The 19232-nt window shown below is 56.9% G+C and carries 13 protein-coding genes; 9 read left to right on the top strand and 4 right to left on the bottom strand.

The window, feature by feature from the left end; genetic code table 11:
• Window positions 1–3606 (bottom strand): RHS repeat domain-containing protein (locus CIK94_RS11045; protein WP_158216565.1); only part of this gene is annotated, 3606 nt, incomplete at its 3' end.
• A gap of 61 nt (window positions 3607–3667) precedes the next feature.
• Here CIK94_RS11045 and CIK94_RS14110 point away from each other — a divergent pair.
• The 4 genes from CIK94_RS14110 to CIK94_RS11035 all read left to right on the top strand — a co-directional run bounded on the left by CIK94_RS14110 (window position 3668) and on the right by CIK94_RS11035 (window position 9207).
• Window positions 3668–4027: a hypothetical protein gene (locus CIK94_RS14110; RefSeq protein WP_144008379.1), complete on the top strand. Its 360-nt coding sequence runs from the start codon at window positions 3668–3670 to the stop codon at window positions 4025–4027.
• Between the two features lie 88 nt (window positions 4028–4115).
• Window positions 4116–4373, top strand: coding sequence for a hypothetical protein (locus CIK94_RS14460; protein ID WP_158214731.1), 258 nt, complete (start codon window positions 4116–4118; stop codon window positions 4371–4373).
• Window positions 4374–4386: 13 nt separating this feature from the next.
• Window positions 4387–7542, top strand: a complete 3156-nt coding sequence (locus CIK94_RS11040; RefSeq protein ID WP_158216564.1) for a C10 family peptidase — start codon at window positions 4387–4389, stop codon at window positions 7540–7542.
• Between the two features lie 63 nt (window positions 7543–7605).
• On the top strand, window positions 7606–9207 hold the full coding sequence (locus tag CIK94_RS11035; protein WP_094423059.1) for an RluA family pseudouridine synthase: 1602 nt from the start codon (window positions 7606–7608) through the stop codon (window positions 9205–9207).
• 86 nt (window positions 9208–9293) lie between these two features.
• Here the strand turns inward: CIK94_RS11035 and CIK94_RS11030 are convergent, their stop codons facing one another.
• The 3 genes from CIK94_RS11030 to CIK94_RS14455 all read right to left on the bottom strand — a co-directional run bounded on the left by CIK94_RS11030 (window position 9294) and on the right by CIK94_RS14455 (window position 12906).
• The gene (locus CIK94_RS11030; RefSeq protein ID WP_094385733.1) at window positions 9294–10955 is read right to left on the bottom strand and encodes a putative transporter; all 1662 of its coding nucleotides are present in this window, start codon (window positions 10953–10955) and stop codon (window positions 9294–9296) included.
• Window positions 10956–11127: 172 nt separating this feature from the next.
• A complete protein-coding gene (locus tag CIK94_RS11025) occupies window positions 11128–12297 on the bottom strand; it encodes a PAS domain-containing sensor histidine kinase (RefSeq protein ID WP_094385735.1) in 1170 nt (389 codons plus the stop codon).
• 438 nt (window positions 12298–12735) lie between these two features.
• Complete coding sequence (locus CIK94_RS14455) at window positions 12736–12906, bottom strand: hypothetical protein (protein WP_158214733.1); 171 nt, start codon at window positions 12904–12906, stop codon at window positions 12736–12738.
• A gap of 151 nt (window positions 12907–13057) precedes the next feature.
• Here CIK94_RS14455 and CIK94_RS11020 point away from each other — a divergent pair, with 151 nt between their 5' ends.
• From CIK94_RS11020 to CIK94_RS11000, 5 genes are all read left to right on the top strand, one after another.
• Window positions 13058–13612, top strand: coding sequence for an AraC family transcriptional regulator (locus CIK94_RS11020; RefSeq protein ID WP_254046206.1), 555 nt, complete (start codon window positions 13058–13060; stop codon window positions 13610–13612).
• A gap of 61 nt (window positions 13613–13673) precedes the next feature.
• A complete protein-coding gene (locus tag CIK94_RS11015; protein WP_094423058.1) occupies window positions 13674–15656 on the top strand; it encodes a TonB-dependent siderophore receptor in 1983 nt (660 codons plus the stop codon).
• A gap of 30 nt (window positions 15657–15686) precedes the next feature.
• Window positions 15687–15968, top strand: coding sequence for a heavy-metal-associated domain-containing protein (locus CIK94_RS11010; RefSeq protein WP_094385742.1), 282 nt, complete (start codon window positions 15687–15689; stop codon window positions 15966–15968).
• 176 nt (window positions 15969–16144) lie between these two features.
• Window positions 16145–16369: a hypothetical protein gene (locus CIK94_RS11005; protein ID WP_094423057.1), complete on the top strand. Its 225-nt coding sequence runs from the start codon at window positions 16145–16147 to the stop codon at window positions 16367–16369.
• The gene (locus tag CIK94_RS11000; protein ID WP_094388319.1) at window positions 16366–19116 is read left to right on the top strand and encodes a substrate-binding domain-containing protein; all 2751 of its coding nucleotides are present in this window, start codon (window positions 16366–16368) and stop codon (window positions 19114–19116) included. Before CIK94_RS11005 ends, CIK94_RS11000 begins: the two co-directional genes overlap by 4 nt.
• Window positions 19117–19232: the final 116 nt, after the last annotated feature.

Below are 19232 nucleotides of genomic sequence, written 5' to 3'. Positions count from 1 at the left end.
TTGATACAACCATAATGATAATATATTTAATTCATGGAATTTAAGGTCGTTGCCGAATCCAAAACTTTTTCCATCGTTGAAGTCATAATAGAAGCCACGAGTAACCTTGTCCTTTCCTATTACAAGAACAGGTAGTCCTCCCATTTCTTTTGAGAAAAAACCATCTGCTTCTGATGCACGCTCATCGCTCGTTCTCTCTTGGTGAGTATGAATCTGAGCTGAAATTTTAAACTTCTCGTTTCCTTTGTATATGACTCCATGTCCAACTCGATAACCATAGTCTCCTATTTCAGACTGCATACTTGTGTTCTTATAATCTGGAAGTACCAGTACACGCCTATCTACAAGGATAAATGCAGCTACTTCCCTTCCTCCCTTTTCTCCCATTCTTCGATAATGTACGCTGGCCTGATTCCAGATACGTTTATATGCCTTGGTCTCATTGGCATAGAGTATACTGCCGTCACGACGGTAACTTACCAGTGATTTACCCTTCCCTGTAGTTAAATATGCCCCTATGTACACCTGATTCTTCTTCAAGTCTTTTTGTGAATGAACTTGCGGGGAGTACTGAATAGTATTATCTATATCTCTATACCATTCCATGCCATTATCGTCAATGTTGCTTATCGAATTATTCCCACACGACACATATGGCGACCATGGGTAGTATTTCTCCGCCAAGGCATCCATTACGTTCCACCTTCCCGTTACGGGGTCGTAGTGGCGGGCACCGTGGTCGTACCAGTCGAGACCATGGGTGCGGTCGAGCTCTTTGCCTAGGTATTTGTAGGGTTGGGTGGTGGCATTACGGCTGTCGCCCATCAGCCCGCCGAATGGATAATAATGGTTTACCTCCTCTATGCGGCCATCGGCAAGACTGACGGTGATGCGGTTGTTGCCCAGATAGTCCTTGAGATAGTAGTGATAGATGGGCTGATGTGTGGTGTAATCGAATGTAATGTAGCCTCCATCGATGAGTATCATGCTGAGCGTGTCGCAGACATATACGCAGTTGCCTGCATATTCGCGCCAGGTATGGACCAGCAGAGAACTGTCACAGGCTGTACCCAAATCATCGTCGGGCAAACTGCTGGTATAAGGGTTGAGATAATAATCTACGCGCTGTTTCGCACCGTCGGCAGCATAGGTATAGTCTATGTGGCTGCCGTCAATGTAGTCTATCCTGCATGGCATATTGAGCGCATCGTAACTGATGCGCGAAATTCTGCTGTCTGCATTGCTGGTCATGTTGCCATTGGCGTCATAGGTGCGTTCTGTGTCAAGGTCGGCTCCGTCTGCATAATACATGGCATCCTTGTAAGCCGGGGTGTCGGCTGCATGATTGGTGACCCGTATCAGTCTGTTGCCGTCATACTGATATGTGAGGTCATCGGTGACGCCATATATCTCATCATAAACCTTGCCGCTGCGACTCAAGGTAAGAATGTTGCCCATCAGGTCGTAGCTGTACTCCGTGACATATCGGTCTGAAGAATGCCCGCTCTCGAGATAGTCGGCAGACGTAAGTCGGCCCAGTCCGTCGTACTGGTAGCGGTAACTGCGCACCGAGTCTCCTATCGTCTGCCAGTCCATACCCGATATCGCTCCGCCATAGAGAGGTATGCCACCTTCGGAGGGCTCGGCATAGAACAGCCGTTGGCAGAAGAGCGGAGATGCCATCTCTCGAATATGCGAGTGGATGTCATAGCTGTAACGTGCGGTGAGCAGCCCACTGCCCTCACGCTGGTCTGTTAGCAGTCGTCCAAGCTCGTCATATTCGTTGTCCGACAGTATCATTTCAGCGCCTCCGTCAAGCGAGTGTGTAACCTTGAGCAGCCGCGCCTGGGCATCGTATCTGTAGCTGTATGTCTCGGTATGACGGTTGCCATCGGCTTCTGTCGTCTCTTTCCGTATCTGGCTGACACGACCATCCAGCGTATAGTTTTTTTCTTCTGTCATAGTGCGCCCTGCGATTGCCGATTGTGTGAAGTTTATGCGCCCCTCATCATCGTAACCTATCAGCGTCGTATTGTAGTCCTTGGTGTTGCCTACTGCCTTGATGCTGCCTGTCTGCAAGCCTCTCAGTCCAGAGGTTGTCGGCAAAGGCAGATTGTGGTCGGGCCATAATGCAGATATGAATGTATAATCGTCATAATAGTTGGCTGTGAGCAGGCGGACATTGCCTAAGTTTACATTACTCCGATACCCGCTTCCTCCGAGCGTACTCTCTCTCGCAGCAAAGTCTGGCGTATCCACATGAACCCATTTTTTTGCCAAGGCGACAGAGTCCGGATTCTGACATTCACCCGTTACGGCTTCACGGCCAAACCTGTCAAGCAGTGCAAAACTCCATACACCGCGCTGTCGCTGGTTACCGTCCTGCGAGAAGACCTTGGTCCCTGTACGGTCGTATGCGTAGCGTATCGGTTCGCATCCAGGCATGCGCTTTTCTACACAGTTGAGACGCTCGTCATAGCGATATACATAGGCATAGCGCTTCAGCGTCAGGTCTGTCCGTGCGTCATACGTGCCGTTGCCGGCAGCGAGTACAGCCGATGCGGCGGGTGGCAGCACCATGCGCAGGTTGCCAACAGGGTCATATATATAATAGGTGTCAGCCATACCTGAGCCCGTATCACGACGGTCAAGCACTTTCTGCCCGCGCCAATCGATAAATGTCCATTGACGGCGCCCATCGGCATCGGTTGATAAAACCACATCCAGTTCACCAGCTTCATAGTTTTTTTCTGCTTTGACTTTGTAGTCACCACTAAGGATAAAACGACGACAGCAGAGTTCTGCCTTTGACGGGTCTGAGCAGAGTTTCTGTACCGTGGCCGGATGGTTGTAATAGCTTTCGCCCGCGGGGATAGTGGCTGTGAGTTCACCTCCCGATTGGGGTTCATATTGATAGCGCATCACAGCATGGCTGTCAGAATAAGTCTGTGCTGATGCAGTATGCAGACCTACATTTGTAACAATGCCGTCACAACCAGCCATCGGAACAGGCAGCCACTGTTCGGTTTTCCGTCCTATAGCATCATATCCGATGACAGTAACGATGTCTTTGCCCGAAGGACTATGATGTCTCTGTATGTTGTTGACCTCGGCTCCAAATCCGTCGTAATAGTTATCGGTGATGAGTGCATGCTGACCCACGTCCAAATGCGTTGTCTGCCTTATATGGTTGGTTCCGTTTCCGTCATAAAGCGAATAGTCGTAGCTGTTGGTAGGTTCTCCTCTGTTATTGGTGATTTCACTAAGCCGCCCACCCTGATAGTCGTATCCTGTATGCCTGCCGTCGGGTCGTGTGATACCGGTACAACCCACCAGCGGTTCATAGGTGTAGAACGTTGTCATTACACTGTCATCCCTCTCAGAAGCAGTTTCACGACCGCCAGCAAGTGCTACAGCAAGAGTAGATGATTCGGTATTCCAACGATAGGCAGTAGGCATACCACCGCCAATGGCAGTAGACAGCAGATTGCCTCGTCGGTCATAGGCGAAGAAGTCCTGTCGTGTGGTTTCGTGACCATTAGTATTTCTGCTTCCGGCAATGGCGAAAGCAGAGAGGCTCAGAGTGGTCATGAGCCCCAACAGCATTATGACAATCTGGCGGCGCATGGACAGGGGTTAAGATGTTTACATTGCAAATATAATAATAATGTACACACGCGCAAAGAAAAATGGCAGAAAAGTGATGGCTGGGGGAGAAAATAATATAGATGCAGCCTGCTGCCCCCCGTTGTGGTCAAGTGGCTCAGGTCGACAGGTTCGTGGCGGACGTAGTGGAAAAGGATACAATCCATATTCATCAAAGAAGCCTCGTTGTACAAACTGTAATGGCAAGGGTACCATCAGATGTGGCATCTGTTATGGTTCGTGTACCCCCACGGCGCCTACCGACAGCCCCACCGCGCCGTACGTGGCGACGCTGCCAGCACCACTTGTCGTGACGGCGGTCACCGATGCTGCCACCGCCGGCTACCCCAGCGGCGCCGCGACCGCTTTCAGGGGTTCGTAACAATAGGCACGAGCGCGCGTGACAATTGTTACGAGCCCTCGTTTCAATAGGCACGTGAGCCCGTGCCTTCCGTTACGAGCCGACAGTCATGACGACGGCGGCAACCAAAGTGCTCAGCATGAGGGCGTATGGGGCTGTCACGCCCGCCGCCGCAGATGGGGATGGCGCGGAGTTGCCCGCCGCTGCCGCCATCGACGACCGGCGGAAACAGGAATGTGGCGGCGGAAACGGGAGAAAAAATCAAAAAAAATATGGGGGCAACCGCAGTTGGTTTGCTATTTTTTTGTACATTTGTGGCGTACAACGCGCCTGTGGCCAACACGCCGGGCGCACCACTAACCGTTAAAACACAAACTGATATGCGCATATCCCGATTTATCACGATCGTCATGGTGGCATGGCTGGCATCGACACTGGCTGCCACAGCCGCCCCCATCGACGCCCGCACCGCCCGCGCCACGGCACAGATCTTTGCCACGCAGCGCGGCAAGCAGATAGTCACCCCGACAGCACCCTTGAAGGTCAAGGGGAGCACCTCGACCCACGCACCTTACTACATATACGATGTAGAAAACGGCGGCGGATTTGTCATCATCGCCGGCGACGACCGCGTACCCAGCATCCTGGGGTATACCGACAGCGGCAGCTACGACGAGGCAACCCTGCCCGACGCCCTGCGCGACATGCTCGCCGACTACCGCCACCAGATAGAGGCGCTCGACTCGCTGCCCGAGGCTGGGCAGACGTCGCAGAGCGCCAGCGCCATGAGGGCGCAGGTGGCTCATCCCTCGCGCCGCTTCGTGGCGCCCCTGCTGCCCACGGCGTGGAACCAGAAAGACCCGTACAACCAGCTGTGCCCCGTCTACAACAACAGCGACGGGTCGTCAAGCGGCGCCCAGTCGGCCACAGGATGTGTGGCTACGGCGCTGGGACAGATGATGGCGTACTATCGCTACCCGTCGGCGACGATGGCAGACATCCCCTCCTACTCGTTCACCAGCGGCGGCAAGAGCATCAGGATGGATGCCGTAGCCAAGGGCACCAAGATAGACTGGAACAACATCAGAAATACATACTCGGCAGCCAACACGGAGGCAGAAAAGACAGCCGTGGCACAGCTCATGGTCATCGTGGGCACGGGATGCCAGATGGCGTATGGCGCAGCCTCGGCGTCAAACATGCAGATGGGCGTACAGCTGCTGCGCGACAAGATGGGCTATGACGAGACCGTACGCAACGTGTGCCGCACCAACTACACCCAAACCGAATGGACAGACCTGCTCTACCGCGAGGTCGCCGAGGGCAGGCCCGTGGGCTACCGTGCCAACTCGACCCTACGCGGCGGCCACGCCTTCGTCATCGACGGCTACGACACCGCCGACCTCTTCCATGTCAACTGGGGCTGGGGCGGTTCGAGCAACGGATATTTCCGCATCAGTGTGCTCTACCAGTCGGAAGCCACCAGCGTGAGCACCGCCAACGGCAAGGGCTTCTCCCTGGAGCAGGAAGCCATCATCGGGGTGAAGCCTAACGACGGGATAGACAGCGGCATAGACGGCACGCCGACGCTCTCGGCACGAAACATCAGCGTGAAGGGCAGCTCCATCTCAACCACCTTTACCAATTTCACAGGCTCTGCGCAGACCGGCTCGGTGGGCATAGGCGTCATCGCAGCCAATGGCTCCATCACCAAACTGGCGTCTTCCGTGGTGTTGCTCCAGAATAACTATGAAATCGAAAGAACTTTCTCTGTCAACAACCTCGTTGACGGCACCTACCGCATCATTCCCATCTGGAAACAAATAGGAGGTAGCAAGTGGTCGGCTTGCTGCGACGCAAGTCATGAGTATATCGAGGCTGTGTCGGCTGGGGGCAAGGTGACGCTGACCCGCCATCCGCTCAACAACGCCAAGCTGAGCGTCAAGGAATGGTCGTTTGTCAACAACCGCGTGGCGGGCGTGGAGCAACACGTCAAGGCGGTCATCAGCAATACCGGCGACGACTATATAGGCGACCTCTACCTCTTTGCCAGCACCAGCGCCTCAACCAAAGGCAAGCCCGCAAGCACAGGCGGCGTATCGCTCGTGGGCGGAAAGGACAACGAGGTGACCATGACCTTCACTCCCACCCCTGCGGGAACATACTATATATGGCTCGCGCGCGACAAGAACGGCACACAGGTGGTGGGTTCGACCCAGGTGGCCATCACCACGACCGACACGCAGGCGGTAAACCTCTCGGTGGGATATGTGGCTTACGACAATATGGTGGGCAACAAGGTGTATGGCAACTACCGCCGTGCCACCATCATCCTGAACAACAAGGGTACAGCCGACTACAACGGCAATGTGGTGGTGACACTCTACCGAGGGCAGATAGGCGGACGCACGCTGTCGCCCCTGGTCACCAAGTATATCAGCATCAAGGTGAAAGCGGGTGAGCAGACACGCTCAGTATGCCGCTTCGACGGCCTGCAGACGGGCTACAAGTATGCGCTGCGACTCTTCTATGAGGGAGCCAAATCGGCGCTCGACAACAACAATCCCAACGCCATCTACTCGCGCGAGCAGCATCCTGGCATCATCTTCTACCATGCCGACGGCACCACCTCGGCACAGGTTCCTGCCGCCGCCATAGACGGAGGCAGTGCCATGGCGATAGATATGCGTGGTGTGACGGGCATCAACGCCATCGCCCCATCGACCAACCCCAATGCGCTGTATCTCATAGACGCCACAGCCACGGTGCCCTCGACATTGACGGGCAAGAACGTGGTGAGCGGCACCTACGCCGACCGCATCACACTCACCGACGGCTATCCCTTTATGACGCCCGTGGCGTTCACGGCGGGCAGCGTGAGCTATAGCCGCACCCTGGCTGCCGAAGCAAAGAGCGAGAACAACTGGCAGACGCTGGCGCTGCCCTTCGCCCCCACCGACATCAGTTGCGAGGGTGAGCGGGTGAGCATAGACCAGAGCCGTCTCTACCTGCGACGCTATGCGGGACAAAACCAGACGCTCGCCCCGATATTCGAACCCGCAGCAGCCATCACTGCCGCCGAGCCCTTCGTCATCAAGGGTGCCGGCACACTCAAGGGCAAGACGCTCACCTTCAGCGCCGTCAACGCGCAGATAGACGCGTCGCAACGCCTGAGCGCCGAGACCGACGACTACCGCTTCAAGGGCACCACCTACAGGCCGTCGGTGGCAGCCAGCTTCACGCTCAACACCCACAGCAATGCTTTCGACTACCACAGCGAGGCGACACAGATAGCGCCGTTCCGCGCATATTTTGTGCCGACAGCTGAGCCTGCCGAGGGAGAGAGCATCGTGATAGAAGGCACCACATCGGGCATCGACGCCACATGGGCAGAAGGCTCGACCGTGGCGGTCTACACCCTCACGGGAGTCAAGGTGGGCACAGCGCGCATAGAGGGCCAGGCGGTCAACCTCACGGGCTATCCGCAGGGCGTTTACATTGTGGGCGGGAGAAAGGTGGTCAAGGCTGCCAGGTAAACTGCCTACGGCGCCACAACCCACAGCCCGACAGGCGGGCTGACGACAGAGACGACAACAATCATGCTATTTCATATACTCAATACTACCATTGCGCCACCCGCGCGCATGAACGACCCATTCAGTTACCAGCCCCATGCGCTGTGCATCGCCGCTGCCGGAGAACTGCAGCGCAGTCTGCCGGAAATCATGAGCAGATACCCCGAAGAGCGGGGCAAGATGTTTGGCGTGCTGGTGGTAAGGCGGGGCGACGACTTGGGCTATCTGCAGGCTTACAGCGGACAGCTGGGCGGCAGCTATCCGCTCACCGACGACTTTGTGCCGCCGGTCTACGACTATCTCGCGCCCACCGGACACTTCAAGCAGACCGAGCGGGAGATAAGCGCCATCAACCACAGCCTCAAGGCCATGGATGCCGACAATGGCAGCCTCGTCCGAGAGCGCTGCCAGGTGATTGAAGCCTGTCGCGACCTCCGTGTGGAGGCTTGGCGCAAGACGATGGAGCAGTCCAAGCGGCGCCGCGACCTGCTGCGCCCCACCGCCGATGAAGAGACGGCGCGCAGACTCGTCCGCGAGAGCCAGTACCAGAAGGCGCAGCTGCGCCGCATCAGAGAGCGGTGGACTGTGGTCATCGGCGCGGTAAACCGCCGACAGGAGAGGGAGCGCGAAGAGCGACAGCGGCTCATCGCCAGGCGACGCAAGATGAGCGACAGCCTGCAGCACTGGCTCTTCGACCGCTTTGTGATGCGCAACGGCCGTGGCGAAGAGGCTTCCATCGCCGACATCTTTGCCCACTACGACCCGCAGCGTCCCTACCTCACCCCACCGGGCGGCACGGGCGAATGTTGCGAGCCCAAGTTGCTGCAATATGCCTACAGGATGGGCTTGCGCCCGCTGTGCATGGCGATGTTCTGGTGGGGCGAGAGTCCCGAGGGAGAGATACGCCATCACCTGCATTACTACCCGGCTTGCCAGAGCAAGTGCAGGCCCGTGCTGAGCTACATGCTGCAAGGAATAGAGGTGGAAGACAGCGACGACGCGCCCGACGACCATCGGCTGGACATCGTCTATGAAGACGAGTGGCTCGTGGTGGTAAACAAGCCGGCTGGCATGCTGAGCGTGCCGGGCAGACAGGAACGCGAGTCGGTGGCATCCATCATGCGCCGGCGTCATCCTCATGCCACGGGACCTATGGTGGTACACCGGCTCGACATGGACACCAGCGGACTGATGATAGTGGCGCTCACCACCGAGGTCTACCACCGGCTGCAGCGCCAGTTTGCCAGCCGCGAGATAGACAAGACCTATGTGGCGCGGCTCGAGCCTTCGAGCACCGCCATGGCTGCCGAGGGCGAGATAAGGCTGGCTCTGGCGACCGACGCCGATGACCGTCCGCGGCAGCGGGTAGACGACGCCGAAGGCAAGGACGCCCACACCCGATACCGCATGACCGGCGACGACCGCGTGGAGCTGCATCCGCTCACGGGACGCACCCATCAGCTGCGCGTACACTGCGCCCACAGCCGTGGTCTCGGCCGTCCCATCCTTGGCGACCCGCTCTACGGTCATGGCGGCGACCGCCTCTACCTGCATGCGCAGTCGCTCTCCTTCATCCATCCCGTCACGGGCAAGCCCATGACGGTCTGCTCGCCGCCACCGTTCTGACCCGACAGACAGAAGGCCCGCTCTCCTCACAAGGGAAAGCGGGCCTTCTGCGTATGGTGGCGCCGGGCTGAAGCCGCGACGGCGGTTCAGACAAAGAACATGATGATAATCTGGGCGATGATGACTCGCACGAACATGCCGAGGGGATAGACCGACGCATAGCTGACCGAAGAGGTGTCGCCCTGAAGCGTATCGTTGGCATAGCCCAAAGCCATGGGGTTGGCCATACTGCCGCAGAGCACGCCGCAGATGGTACCGAAGTCGTAGCGGTGCATGCGCAGCATGATGATACCTATTATTAATATAGGTATAAGCGTGAGCAGCGCACCGATACCTATCCACATGAGGCCCTCGGGTCGGATGAGCGTATGGAAGAAGTCCTTGCCAGCCTCGAGACCCAGGCAGGCAAGGTAGAGCGACAGCCCGAACTTGCGCAGGATGAGCGACGCGCTGCGGGTGGTGTAGGAGATGAAGTGGGCCTTGGGGCCAAGGGCGCCGACGATGATACCCATGATGATGGGGCCACCGGCTATGCCGAGGCGCACGGGGGCTGCGGCGCCGGGGATGGCGATGGGGATGGAGCCAAGCAGCAGACCGAGCACCACGCCAAGGAAGATGCTGCCGAGGTTGGGCTCGTTGAGGGTCTGCACTCCGTTGCCGATGAACTTCTCCACATTGTCGAGCGACTTGGGGGTACCGACGACAACGACACGGTCGCCATACTGCAGGCGCAAGTCGTCGGTGGCAAGGAGCTTCAGGTCGCCGCGCAAGACACGGCTCACGTTGACACCATAGGTGGAACGCAGCTGGAGGTCTACCAGATGCTTTCCATTGAGTACCTTGCGCGATACGACGATGGTGCGGCTCGCCACTTCTGAGTCTATATGGTTCCAGTCTATCTTGCCCTCGTTCCAGTTGGTATCACACTCGTGGCCGAAGAGGATGGCCATGGCGTTGCGGTCGTGCTTGTTGGTGATGACGAGCAGCTTGTCGTGCATCTTCAGCACGGTCTGCGCAAAGGGTACTATCACTTCCTGTCCACGCCAGATGCGCGAGATGATGAAGTGCTCGTGGGAACTCTGGGCGAAGTCCTCAACCTTCTTGCCGTCAAGGGCGGGGTTCACCACTTCATATTCGCCGATATAGGTATGGTCGGCCTCGTCGCGCGAGCGCACCTTGAGGTCGGCGGGGCGCACCAGGAAGCGGCGCAGCACCACCATCACCAGGATGACGCCCACCACACCGAAGGGATAGGTGACGGCGGTACCCAAGGCGAGCGACCCGGCGGGTTTGCCCACCTGATGCAGCGCCTGCTGGGCGGCACCCAGCGCAGGGGTATTGGTTGTGGCTCCGCAGAGCAGACCCACCATGTCGGGCAGATTGACTCCGGTGAGCGGCACCAGCACGATGGCGAAGAGCGTACCCAAGAGTATCACGCCCAAAGACCACAGATTGAGGGACAGTCCTTCACGACGGAGCGAACCGAAGAAGTTGGGGCCCACGCTGAGACCCAGCATATAGACAAAGATGACCAGTCCGAAGGTCTCGGCGTAAGCCAGACTCTCGGCATCGACGGTCACGCCGATATGTCCGGCAAGAATACCAATAAAAAACACGAAAGCCACGCCCAACGACACGCCCATCAGGCGCACCTTGCCCAAGGCGAGGCCCAAGGCGCATATCAATGACAGCGCGATGATGGTGTGTACAGGCGAGTTGCCGGTCAGTATTTCAGTAATCCAGTTCATACCAATAACGTTTCAACCGACAAAGGTAGTAAAAAGTAAACTTGTGGGAAAGCAAAAACGCTAAAAAATAATGGAATAAGCCCAAAACCACAGCGGGCTGGGGCAAAAGGGCATGGCAGAGGGCATGGTGCGCACCTCGGGCATAGTCGCGACGGGCTGCGGCGTGACTTGCTCAGCACTGCCGCAGCTCGATGCGGAACACGGTGCCCACGCCGGGCTCGGAACTCTTGACATAGATGCGGCCGTGGTGGTATTCCTCGACGATGCGCTTGGCGAGCGAAAGGCCCAGTCCCCATCCGCGACGCTTGGTGGTAAATCCGGGGCGGAACACGTTGCCCACATCCTTCTTGGGGATGCCCTTGCCCGTATCGGCAACCTCTATCCACACGCCCTTGGGCGAAGTGCCAGTAGTAATGGTTATCTTTCCGCCGTCGCCGCCCATAGCGTCGACAGCATTCTTGCACAGGTTCTCGATGACCCATTCGAAGAGCGACGCGTTGAGGTTCACCGTCTGGTCGCCCTGGGTATGGCTGACGCTGATGACCACCCGGCGCGAGGTGCGGCGGTCCATATAGTCGACCACATGACTCAGCGTGGTGTCAAGGCTCACGGGCACAGGCTCGGGGAGCGACCCTATCTTGGAGAAGCGGTCGGCAATGAGTTGCAGACGCTTCACGTCCTTGTCCATCTCGGGTATCAAGTCGTCGTCGGGATAGTTTTCGCGCAGTATCTCGACCCACGCCATGAGGCTGCTGATAGGAGTACCCAGCTGGTGGGCGGTCTCCTTGGACAGGCCCACCCACACGCGGTTCTGCTCGGCCCGCTTCGAGGTGAGCAGGGCTATCACCGCCACGCCCACGAAGAGCAATACTGCTCCTATTTGTATATAGGGATAGACGGCAAGGCGTTTCAGCGTGAGCGAGTCGTCATAGCACACGTCGATATAGCCATCGGCATGGTCTTCGTCGAGATAGATACGGATGTAGTGGCCACCCGCCTTGAGCCGCGAAGCCATCTGCGCGACATAGGCGGTGCTGTCGGCATCGTGGCGGCGACCAGTATCCACATTGCGCACCGTCTGCACCCTCCCCTGCTGGTTGAGCACGATGACGGGGATGGTGTGGTTCTCGTCTATCACGCGCAGCACCAGATTGAGGTCGGTGTTCTCGTCGGCGGTGTTGAGCGAGCGCATAGCCTCTGCCCACACCCCCATCTTGTTGCGCTCCTCGGCTTCGAGGTCGCGCGTCAGCCGATGAGACACCATCACCGAGGCGACAGCCATCAGTATGGCTATCACCACCAGCACTATCTTTACCTGTCGTATGCGGTCTGTCCATTTCATATCTTATAGGTATAACGCTCAAATGATACCATTTAGTACATTAATGAGGCTAAAAAAATGCGCAGAAACCCTAAAAAACGCGCTGTAAACTATAATAATTGTCAAAACCATGAATTTTCTTTTGATGAAAATCAATTATATCCCTCAAAAATAGTACTTTTGCAATGGATAAAAGTTATTCCGTCATTCTCATAACATCTCTACCTGAGTCCGAGAGGATGAGGAGCAGAGGCAGGGACATTAATAGTATTTTACGGAATACAGTCACTGATGGAGAGTTAGTTAGTTTTAAGTTTTTTTTGTGGCGGCCTGAGGAATTTAGGTAAATGTGAAGTGTTCTCGAGGCCGTCGGGGATTTGAAATCATAAGCTCGATGGAGCTACAGATGGATAGTTCCCAGGTCATGAGGCGTCGTTGAGGCGCCAACTTGGTCAAGAATTATAAGGAGATGGTTTCGGTAGCGACTGAAGCCACCTCCTTTTCTTTTATCCCTATCGCGGGGATGGCGGCAGCCACATCAGTGGGCACCCGAGCCTCCCTCACGCCCAAGTCCTTCATCGCGCGCGCCGCAGCCATTGCTCCCTCTGGCGTAATCGTCTGCACCATCATGCTCCGCTATCCCCCGTCAACGCTGCAGCATGGGACTGTCTATGTGTTGATGCTCAAAAAATTGAAAACATTATCCTTAATTTTGTACAAATATTAACGCGAAAAGATTTACCTTTGCACACGATAAGAACAGAAGCACCTATAGACATCGATGAAACTATTGATAAAGAATATGGTATGCCCTCGCTGCATCAGCGCAGTCAAGGATATACTCATGTCTGAAGGCCTGACGGTCATGTCGATAACTCTGGGAGAAGCGGAAACGGCAGAAAATCTCTCGGACAGCAAGCGCCATGCCGTGACAGAGCGTCTGCACGCCATAGGATTTGAACTCCTCGACGACCCTCGCAGCCAACTGGTCGAGCAGATACGCATAGCCGTACTGGCATGGGTAAGGATGGACTCCGTGCGACCCAAGCTGTCAGACTATCTGTCCTGTCGGCTCCATCGGGAGTACAGCAGCCTGAGCAAGTTGTTCTCCGAGGTGCGCGGCATCACCATCGAGAGGTTCGCTATCCACCATCGCGTCGAGTACGCCAAGGAACTGCTATGCTACAGCAGCCTCACTACCAGCCAGATAGCCTACCGGCTGGGGTACGGTTCGCCCACGTATCTGTCTTCGCAGTTCAAGCAGGTGACGGGGATGACGCCTCGGGAGTTTCGCGAGCTGGAGACACGCCGGCGTACTGCCCTCGATGCATTATAATAAGGTATAGATACCGGCATTAAGGATAAAGAGATTGTTAGTAAGGAAAAAGACTACACAGATGAAAAGAACATTGATTATACTACTGGTAGGTATGCTGGCGACCCAGACCCTCTCGGCGCAGCAGGACATTACCACCCAGACCCACGACCTCAAGCAGGTGGTGGTCAAGGCTACCAAGGGCATCAAGGCACGTTACCGCGTGGACAATACCGACCTCATTGGTCAGGGCCAACTGATACGCGCTGCCTGCTGCAACCTGGGCGAGTCGTTCACGACCAACCCCTCGGTCGATGTAAGCTACAGCGACGCTGCCACGGGAGCCCGACAGATAAAACTCCTTGGACTCAGCGGCACCTATGTCCAGATGCTCACCGAAAACATACCCAATCTGCGCGGCGCAGCACTCCCCTACAGTCTTGGCTATGTGCCCGGACCCTGGATGCAGTCGATACAGGTGAGCAAGGGGGCATCGAGCGTCAAAAACGGATATGAGAGCACCACGGGCCAGATAAATATAGAGTTTCTCAAACCACAGGGTACCGATGGAGTGAGGGCCAATGTCTATCAGGACAGTGAACTGAAGACCGAGGTCAACCTCGATGGAAGCATACACCTCAACAGCCGACTGTCTACAGCCACTCTGCTGCACTTCGAGAACCGACAGATGGACCACGACGGCAATGGCGACGGATTTATGGATATGCCCAAGCTGCGCCAATACAACCTGATGCACCGCTGGGCTTATGTCTCGCCGCGCTGGATTAGCCAGTTGCTGCTGCGGGGCCTGCACGACGAGCGCCAAGGCGGACAGAGCGCCAAGCACGCCACCATCTCATCAGCGCCACTCTACGCTACAGCGGTAGAGACCGACCGATACGAGATGCAGTGGAAGAATGGCTTCACCCTAAACGCCGACCACAACACGTCGATAGCCCTCATGCTGCACGGCTCGTGGCACGACGCCGATTATGGCTTCGGCCTCACCCGTTACGATGTGACCCAGAAGAACGGCTATGCCCAGTTGATGTTTGAGACCGACATCGATGACCATCACAACATCAGCGTCGGGGCGTCGCTCAACCACGACAACTACGACGAGCGTTTCAACCCGCTCGGCACATTGCCCGACGCCGCGAGCCGGGTGACCCGCGAGACCACTCCGGGCGTCTACGCCCAGTACACCTATAAGTTGGGCGACCGCCTCACGGTGATGCCCGGCGTGAGATGGGACCACTCGAGTCTCTACGGCAGTTTTGTCACGCCCCGACTGCACCTCAAGTATTCTCCATCCGATGTGGTGGCCCTCCGCACATCGGTAGGCAAGGGTTATCGGTCACCCCACGCCCTGGCAGAGAACACAGCGCTGCTGGCAAGTGGCAGAGAGGTCATCGTAAGTCCAGACCTGAAGCAGGAAGAGGCCTGGAACATGGGATTATCCATAGGTCTGAACCTGCCCGTAGCCGACCACACACTCGAGCTCAACGCTGAGTATTACTACACCGACTTCCTGAACCAGATGGTCATCAACTTCGACGGAGCCCGGGGCGCCCACACGCTCTCGTTTGAGAACCTTGACGGAAGAAGCTATAGCCACACGCTTCAGGTCGATGCCACCTATCCGTTCTGGGACGGCATGTCGGCCACTGCCGCTTTCCGCCTGAACGATGTCCGTTGTACCTACGACGGAGCAAGGCAAGCCAAGCCGCTCACTTCGCGCTACAAGGGGCTGCTCACGCTCTCCTACAAGACGCCGCTCCAACTCTGGCAGTTTGATGTGACGGGCCAGCTCAATGGAGGTGGACGCCTCTACGACCAGAGCCACTACCCCGCCTACTTCCAGCTGCAGGCGCAGATTACAAGGGAATTCCGCAACATCAGCCTCTATGTCGGTGGCGAAAATCTTACCAACTACAAGATTGCCAACCCCATCCAGGGTGCCTACCATCCCTGGGATGCCGGCTTCGACGCCACTCAGGTGTGGGGACCGGTAACCGGAGCGATGGCTTACGTAGGGCTGAGGTTCAAACTGGAAAAGTTATAACGCTACAAATCATTCAAAAAACTATAGAACATGAAGAAGTATCTTTTAATGGCATGTATGCTTGCGACAGCGGGCAACATGATTGCCAAGGCACCGGCCGACACGCTCACCGTAACCACTCTGCCGCAGATGCACTGCCAGAAATGCGAGAACAAAATCAAGAGCAACATCCGTTTTGTCAAGGGCACAAAGAAGATAGAGACCTCGGTCGACGACCAGCGGGTCACCATCATCTACGACGGCAAGAAGGCCAAGTACGAAGACTATGTCGCCGCCTTCAGGAAGATAGGTTACGAGATAAAGAAGAAGTAACAGAAGCCCCCAAGTCCGGCCCACCGTCATGAAGACGCGACCGGAGACCATAGCAGCCAAGCCTCACCTCGAGCAGTATGTCCCGGACGCCCAGCCCGGCAGCCTTCCAATGGCAGCATACTACCCAGGGTGAGGCTTTTGCGTAGGTCGGCGACAGGGAGGGTAACTCCAGCGGCGTGGAGGGTACCTTGGAGACCGTGGAGGGTACCTTGGGCAAGCTGGAGGGTACCTTGGGCGAGCAGGAGGGTACCTTTGGAACCGTGGAGGGCGCCTCTACCCACGGGCTGACCATCGCCGATATCGGCGGGAGCCACTCTTTTCTCGCCTTAATCGTCTCTATCTCTGAAAAATGTCGTATATTTGCAGCTGGCAACTATATACTTATACCCTTTTGGACATGAAGAAGTATCTCATCACCATCCCCCTGCTGATCATTGCCTGCGTGGTGCTGCTCGCAGCCTGCACCGGCAAGCCCCGACCTTTTGTCATCGGCGTGTCGCAATGCTCTGAAGACATCTGGCGCAACAAGCTGAACGACGAGCTCAAGATGGGCGAGTTTCTCAACGACTCCATCATCGTGAAGCTCGCCTCGTCTAACGACGACAATGTCTTGCAGAACAAGCAGATCAACCAGTTTGTCGACGAGGGCGTCGACCTGCTGGTGGTGTCGCCCAACCAGTTGAGCCCGATATCCAAGGCCGTAGAGCGAGCCTACGACAAGGGCATCCCCGTGATACTCTACGACCGCAAGACCAACTCTGACAAGTATACTGCCTTCATCGGCTGCGACAACTATCTGATAGGCAAGTCTATGGGTACGTTCATCGCCCAGCAGTTGCACGGCAAGGGCCGTATCGTCGAAATCACAGGCCTCGAAGGCTCGTCGCCAGCCCTGGAGCGTCATCGCGGATTTATGGATGCCGTCAAGTCCTATCCCGGCATAGAGGTGGTGGTGTCGGAGGGTGGCGACTGGAAGGAGGAGAGCGGCATCCAGGCGATGAAGCGCATCCTGAAGCGCACGCAGGACTTCGACTATGTCTACGCCCATAACGACCGACTCGCCTGGGGTGCCTATGTGGCAGCGCAGCAGATGGGCGTGGGCAAGAGATACAAGTATACGGGCGTGGATGGGCTCGCCACCGAGGGCGGAGGTCTGGAGCTGGTGCGCGACGGCGTGCTTGAGGCGTCATACCTTTACCCCACCAAGGGCGACCAGGTGATAGCGCTCGCCATGAAGATACTTACCCACAAGCCCTTTGACAAGGACAACTATCTGAGTACATCCATCATCACCAAGGCCAACGCCGAGCTCACGCTGATGGAAGCGCGCGATGCGGAGAGGCAGTCACGCAATCTGAAGACGCTCCACAACCAGGTCAACCAATACCTCTCCGACTATAATGCGCAGAAGGTAATGCTCATCGGCCTCGGAGCGTTCCTCCTGGTATGCGTCACCGCCGCCGCCATGATTTTCAGAGGATATATCATCAAGGCCAAACTCAACGAGCAGCTCGCCAAGGCCAACGGAGAACTGGAGGAGAAGAACAAGGAGCTGAAGCGACTCAACGAGGAGGTGATGGAGCTCACCCACTCGCGCCTGGTGTTCTTTACCAACATCAGCCACGAACTGCGCACGCCTCTCACGCTCATCGCCGACCCTGTGGAGATGATGCTCGAAGACTCCAGCATCAAGGGCAGGAGCCGCGAACTGCTCAAGATGGTGCAGCGCAACGCACTGGCTCTGCAGCAGCTCGTGGGCAATATCCTCGACTTCCGCAAGATACAGAACGGCAAGATGGAGCTTAGCCTCAGCCGCTTTGACATCGTCGAGGCGATGAGGGTGTGGACCGACGACTTCCGCCTGACTGCCGAGCGCAAGAAGATAAGGATGGACTGTGCCTCCACAGGCTTCGACACCGACCGTATGATGGTCGCCGACAAGGAGAAAGTGGCGCGCATCGTGTTCAACCTCATCAGCAACGCGCTGAAATACACTCCGGCAGGAGGCGAAATCCATGTGACGCTCGCCGCCGAGGCCGACAACATACGCATCGATGTGCGCGACACGGGCAAGGGCATCGCCAGCGCAGAGGCGGACAAGGTGTTTGAGCGGTTCTTCCAGCTCAAGGGCGCCGCAAGCGGCACGGGCATAGGACTGGCTCTGGTCAAGTCGTTCGCCGAACTCCACCACGGCGAGGCAAGGGTGGAGAGCCGTCCCGGCATGGGCGCCGACTTCATCGTGGTCATCCCCCGCCATCAGGCCGACGGCGCGCCGATAGCCGACGACACCGACACCATCACCCCGACCGCCGACGAGGCAGCGCTGCAATACATCGACGACGGCGACAAGCAGCAGGGCAAGGTGCAACAGCTGGTGAGCGAAGAAGCCGACAAGCCCACGATACTCATCATCGACGACAACAACGACATACGCCAGTATGAACGCACGCTGTTGCAGGACACCTACTTCGTAATCGAGGCTGCCGACGGCAAGGAGGGTCTGGAGGTGGCGCGCAGGGAGGTGCCCGACCTGGTGGTCTGCGACGTGATGATGCCGGTGATGGACGGACTCGAGTTTACCGAGCAGCTCAAGACCGGAACCGCCACCTCGCACATCCCGGTCATCATGCTCACCGCCAAGAACCTGGAGGAACACCGCGCAGAGGGCTATGAGCATGGCGCCGACTCCTACATCACCAAGCCATTCCACGGCAAGGTGCTCCTGGCACGCATCGACAATCTGCTGAAGCAGCGCAAGCTGCTCAAGCATGTATACCAGCGTGCCGCAGATGTAGAGACCGAGGTCGAGGCCACACAGCTCAACGCCCGAGACAAGCAGTTTGTCAAGCAGCTCAACGCCATCATCCAGCAGCATCTCTCCGACTGCGACTTCGGCGTCGAGGACATCGGCAAGGAGATAGGTTTGAGCCGCGTGCAGCTCTATCGCAAGGTCAAAGCCATGACGGGCTCATCGGTGGTCGACATCCTGCGCAAGGCACGCCTCGCCAAGGGCAAGCGGTTGCTGGAGAGCCGCAGCATGACCATCGCCGAAGTGGCATACGAGGTGGGCTTCTCGGCGCCGTCCTACTTCACCAAGTGTTTCAAGGACGAATACGGCATGTTGCCGGGAGACATAGCCAACTCATGACCCGACACGCGGTGACAGCCGTCATCGTCGCACGCTTTATATATAGGAATGGAAAAATTATAGCCTGATTATCGACCCAGGCATAGACAACCACAGCAAAAATCGTTCATTGTATA

This window comes from Prevotella sp. P4-51 (assembly GCF_002251455.1).
Lineage (GTDB): Bacteria > Bacteroidota > Bacteroidia > Bacteroidales > Bacteroidaceae > Prevotella.
Note: the sequence above shows the minus strand (reverse complement) of the source record. Positions and strands in the feature narration are given on the sequence as shown.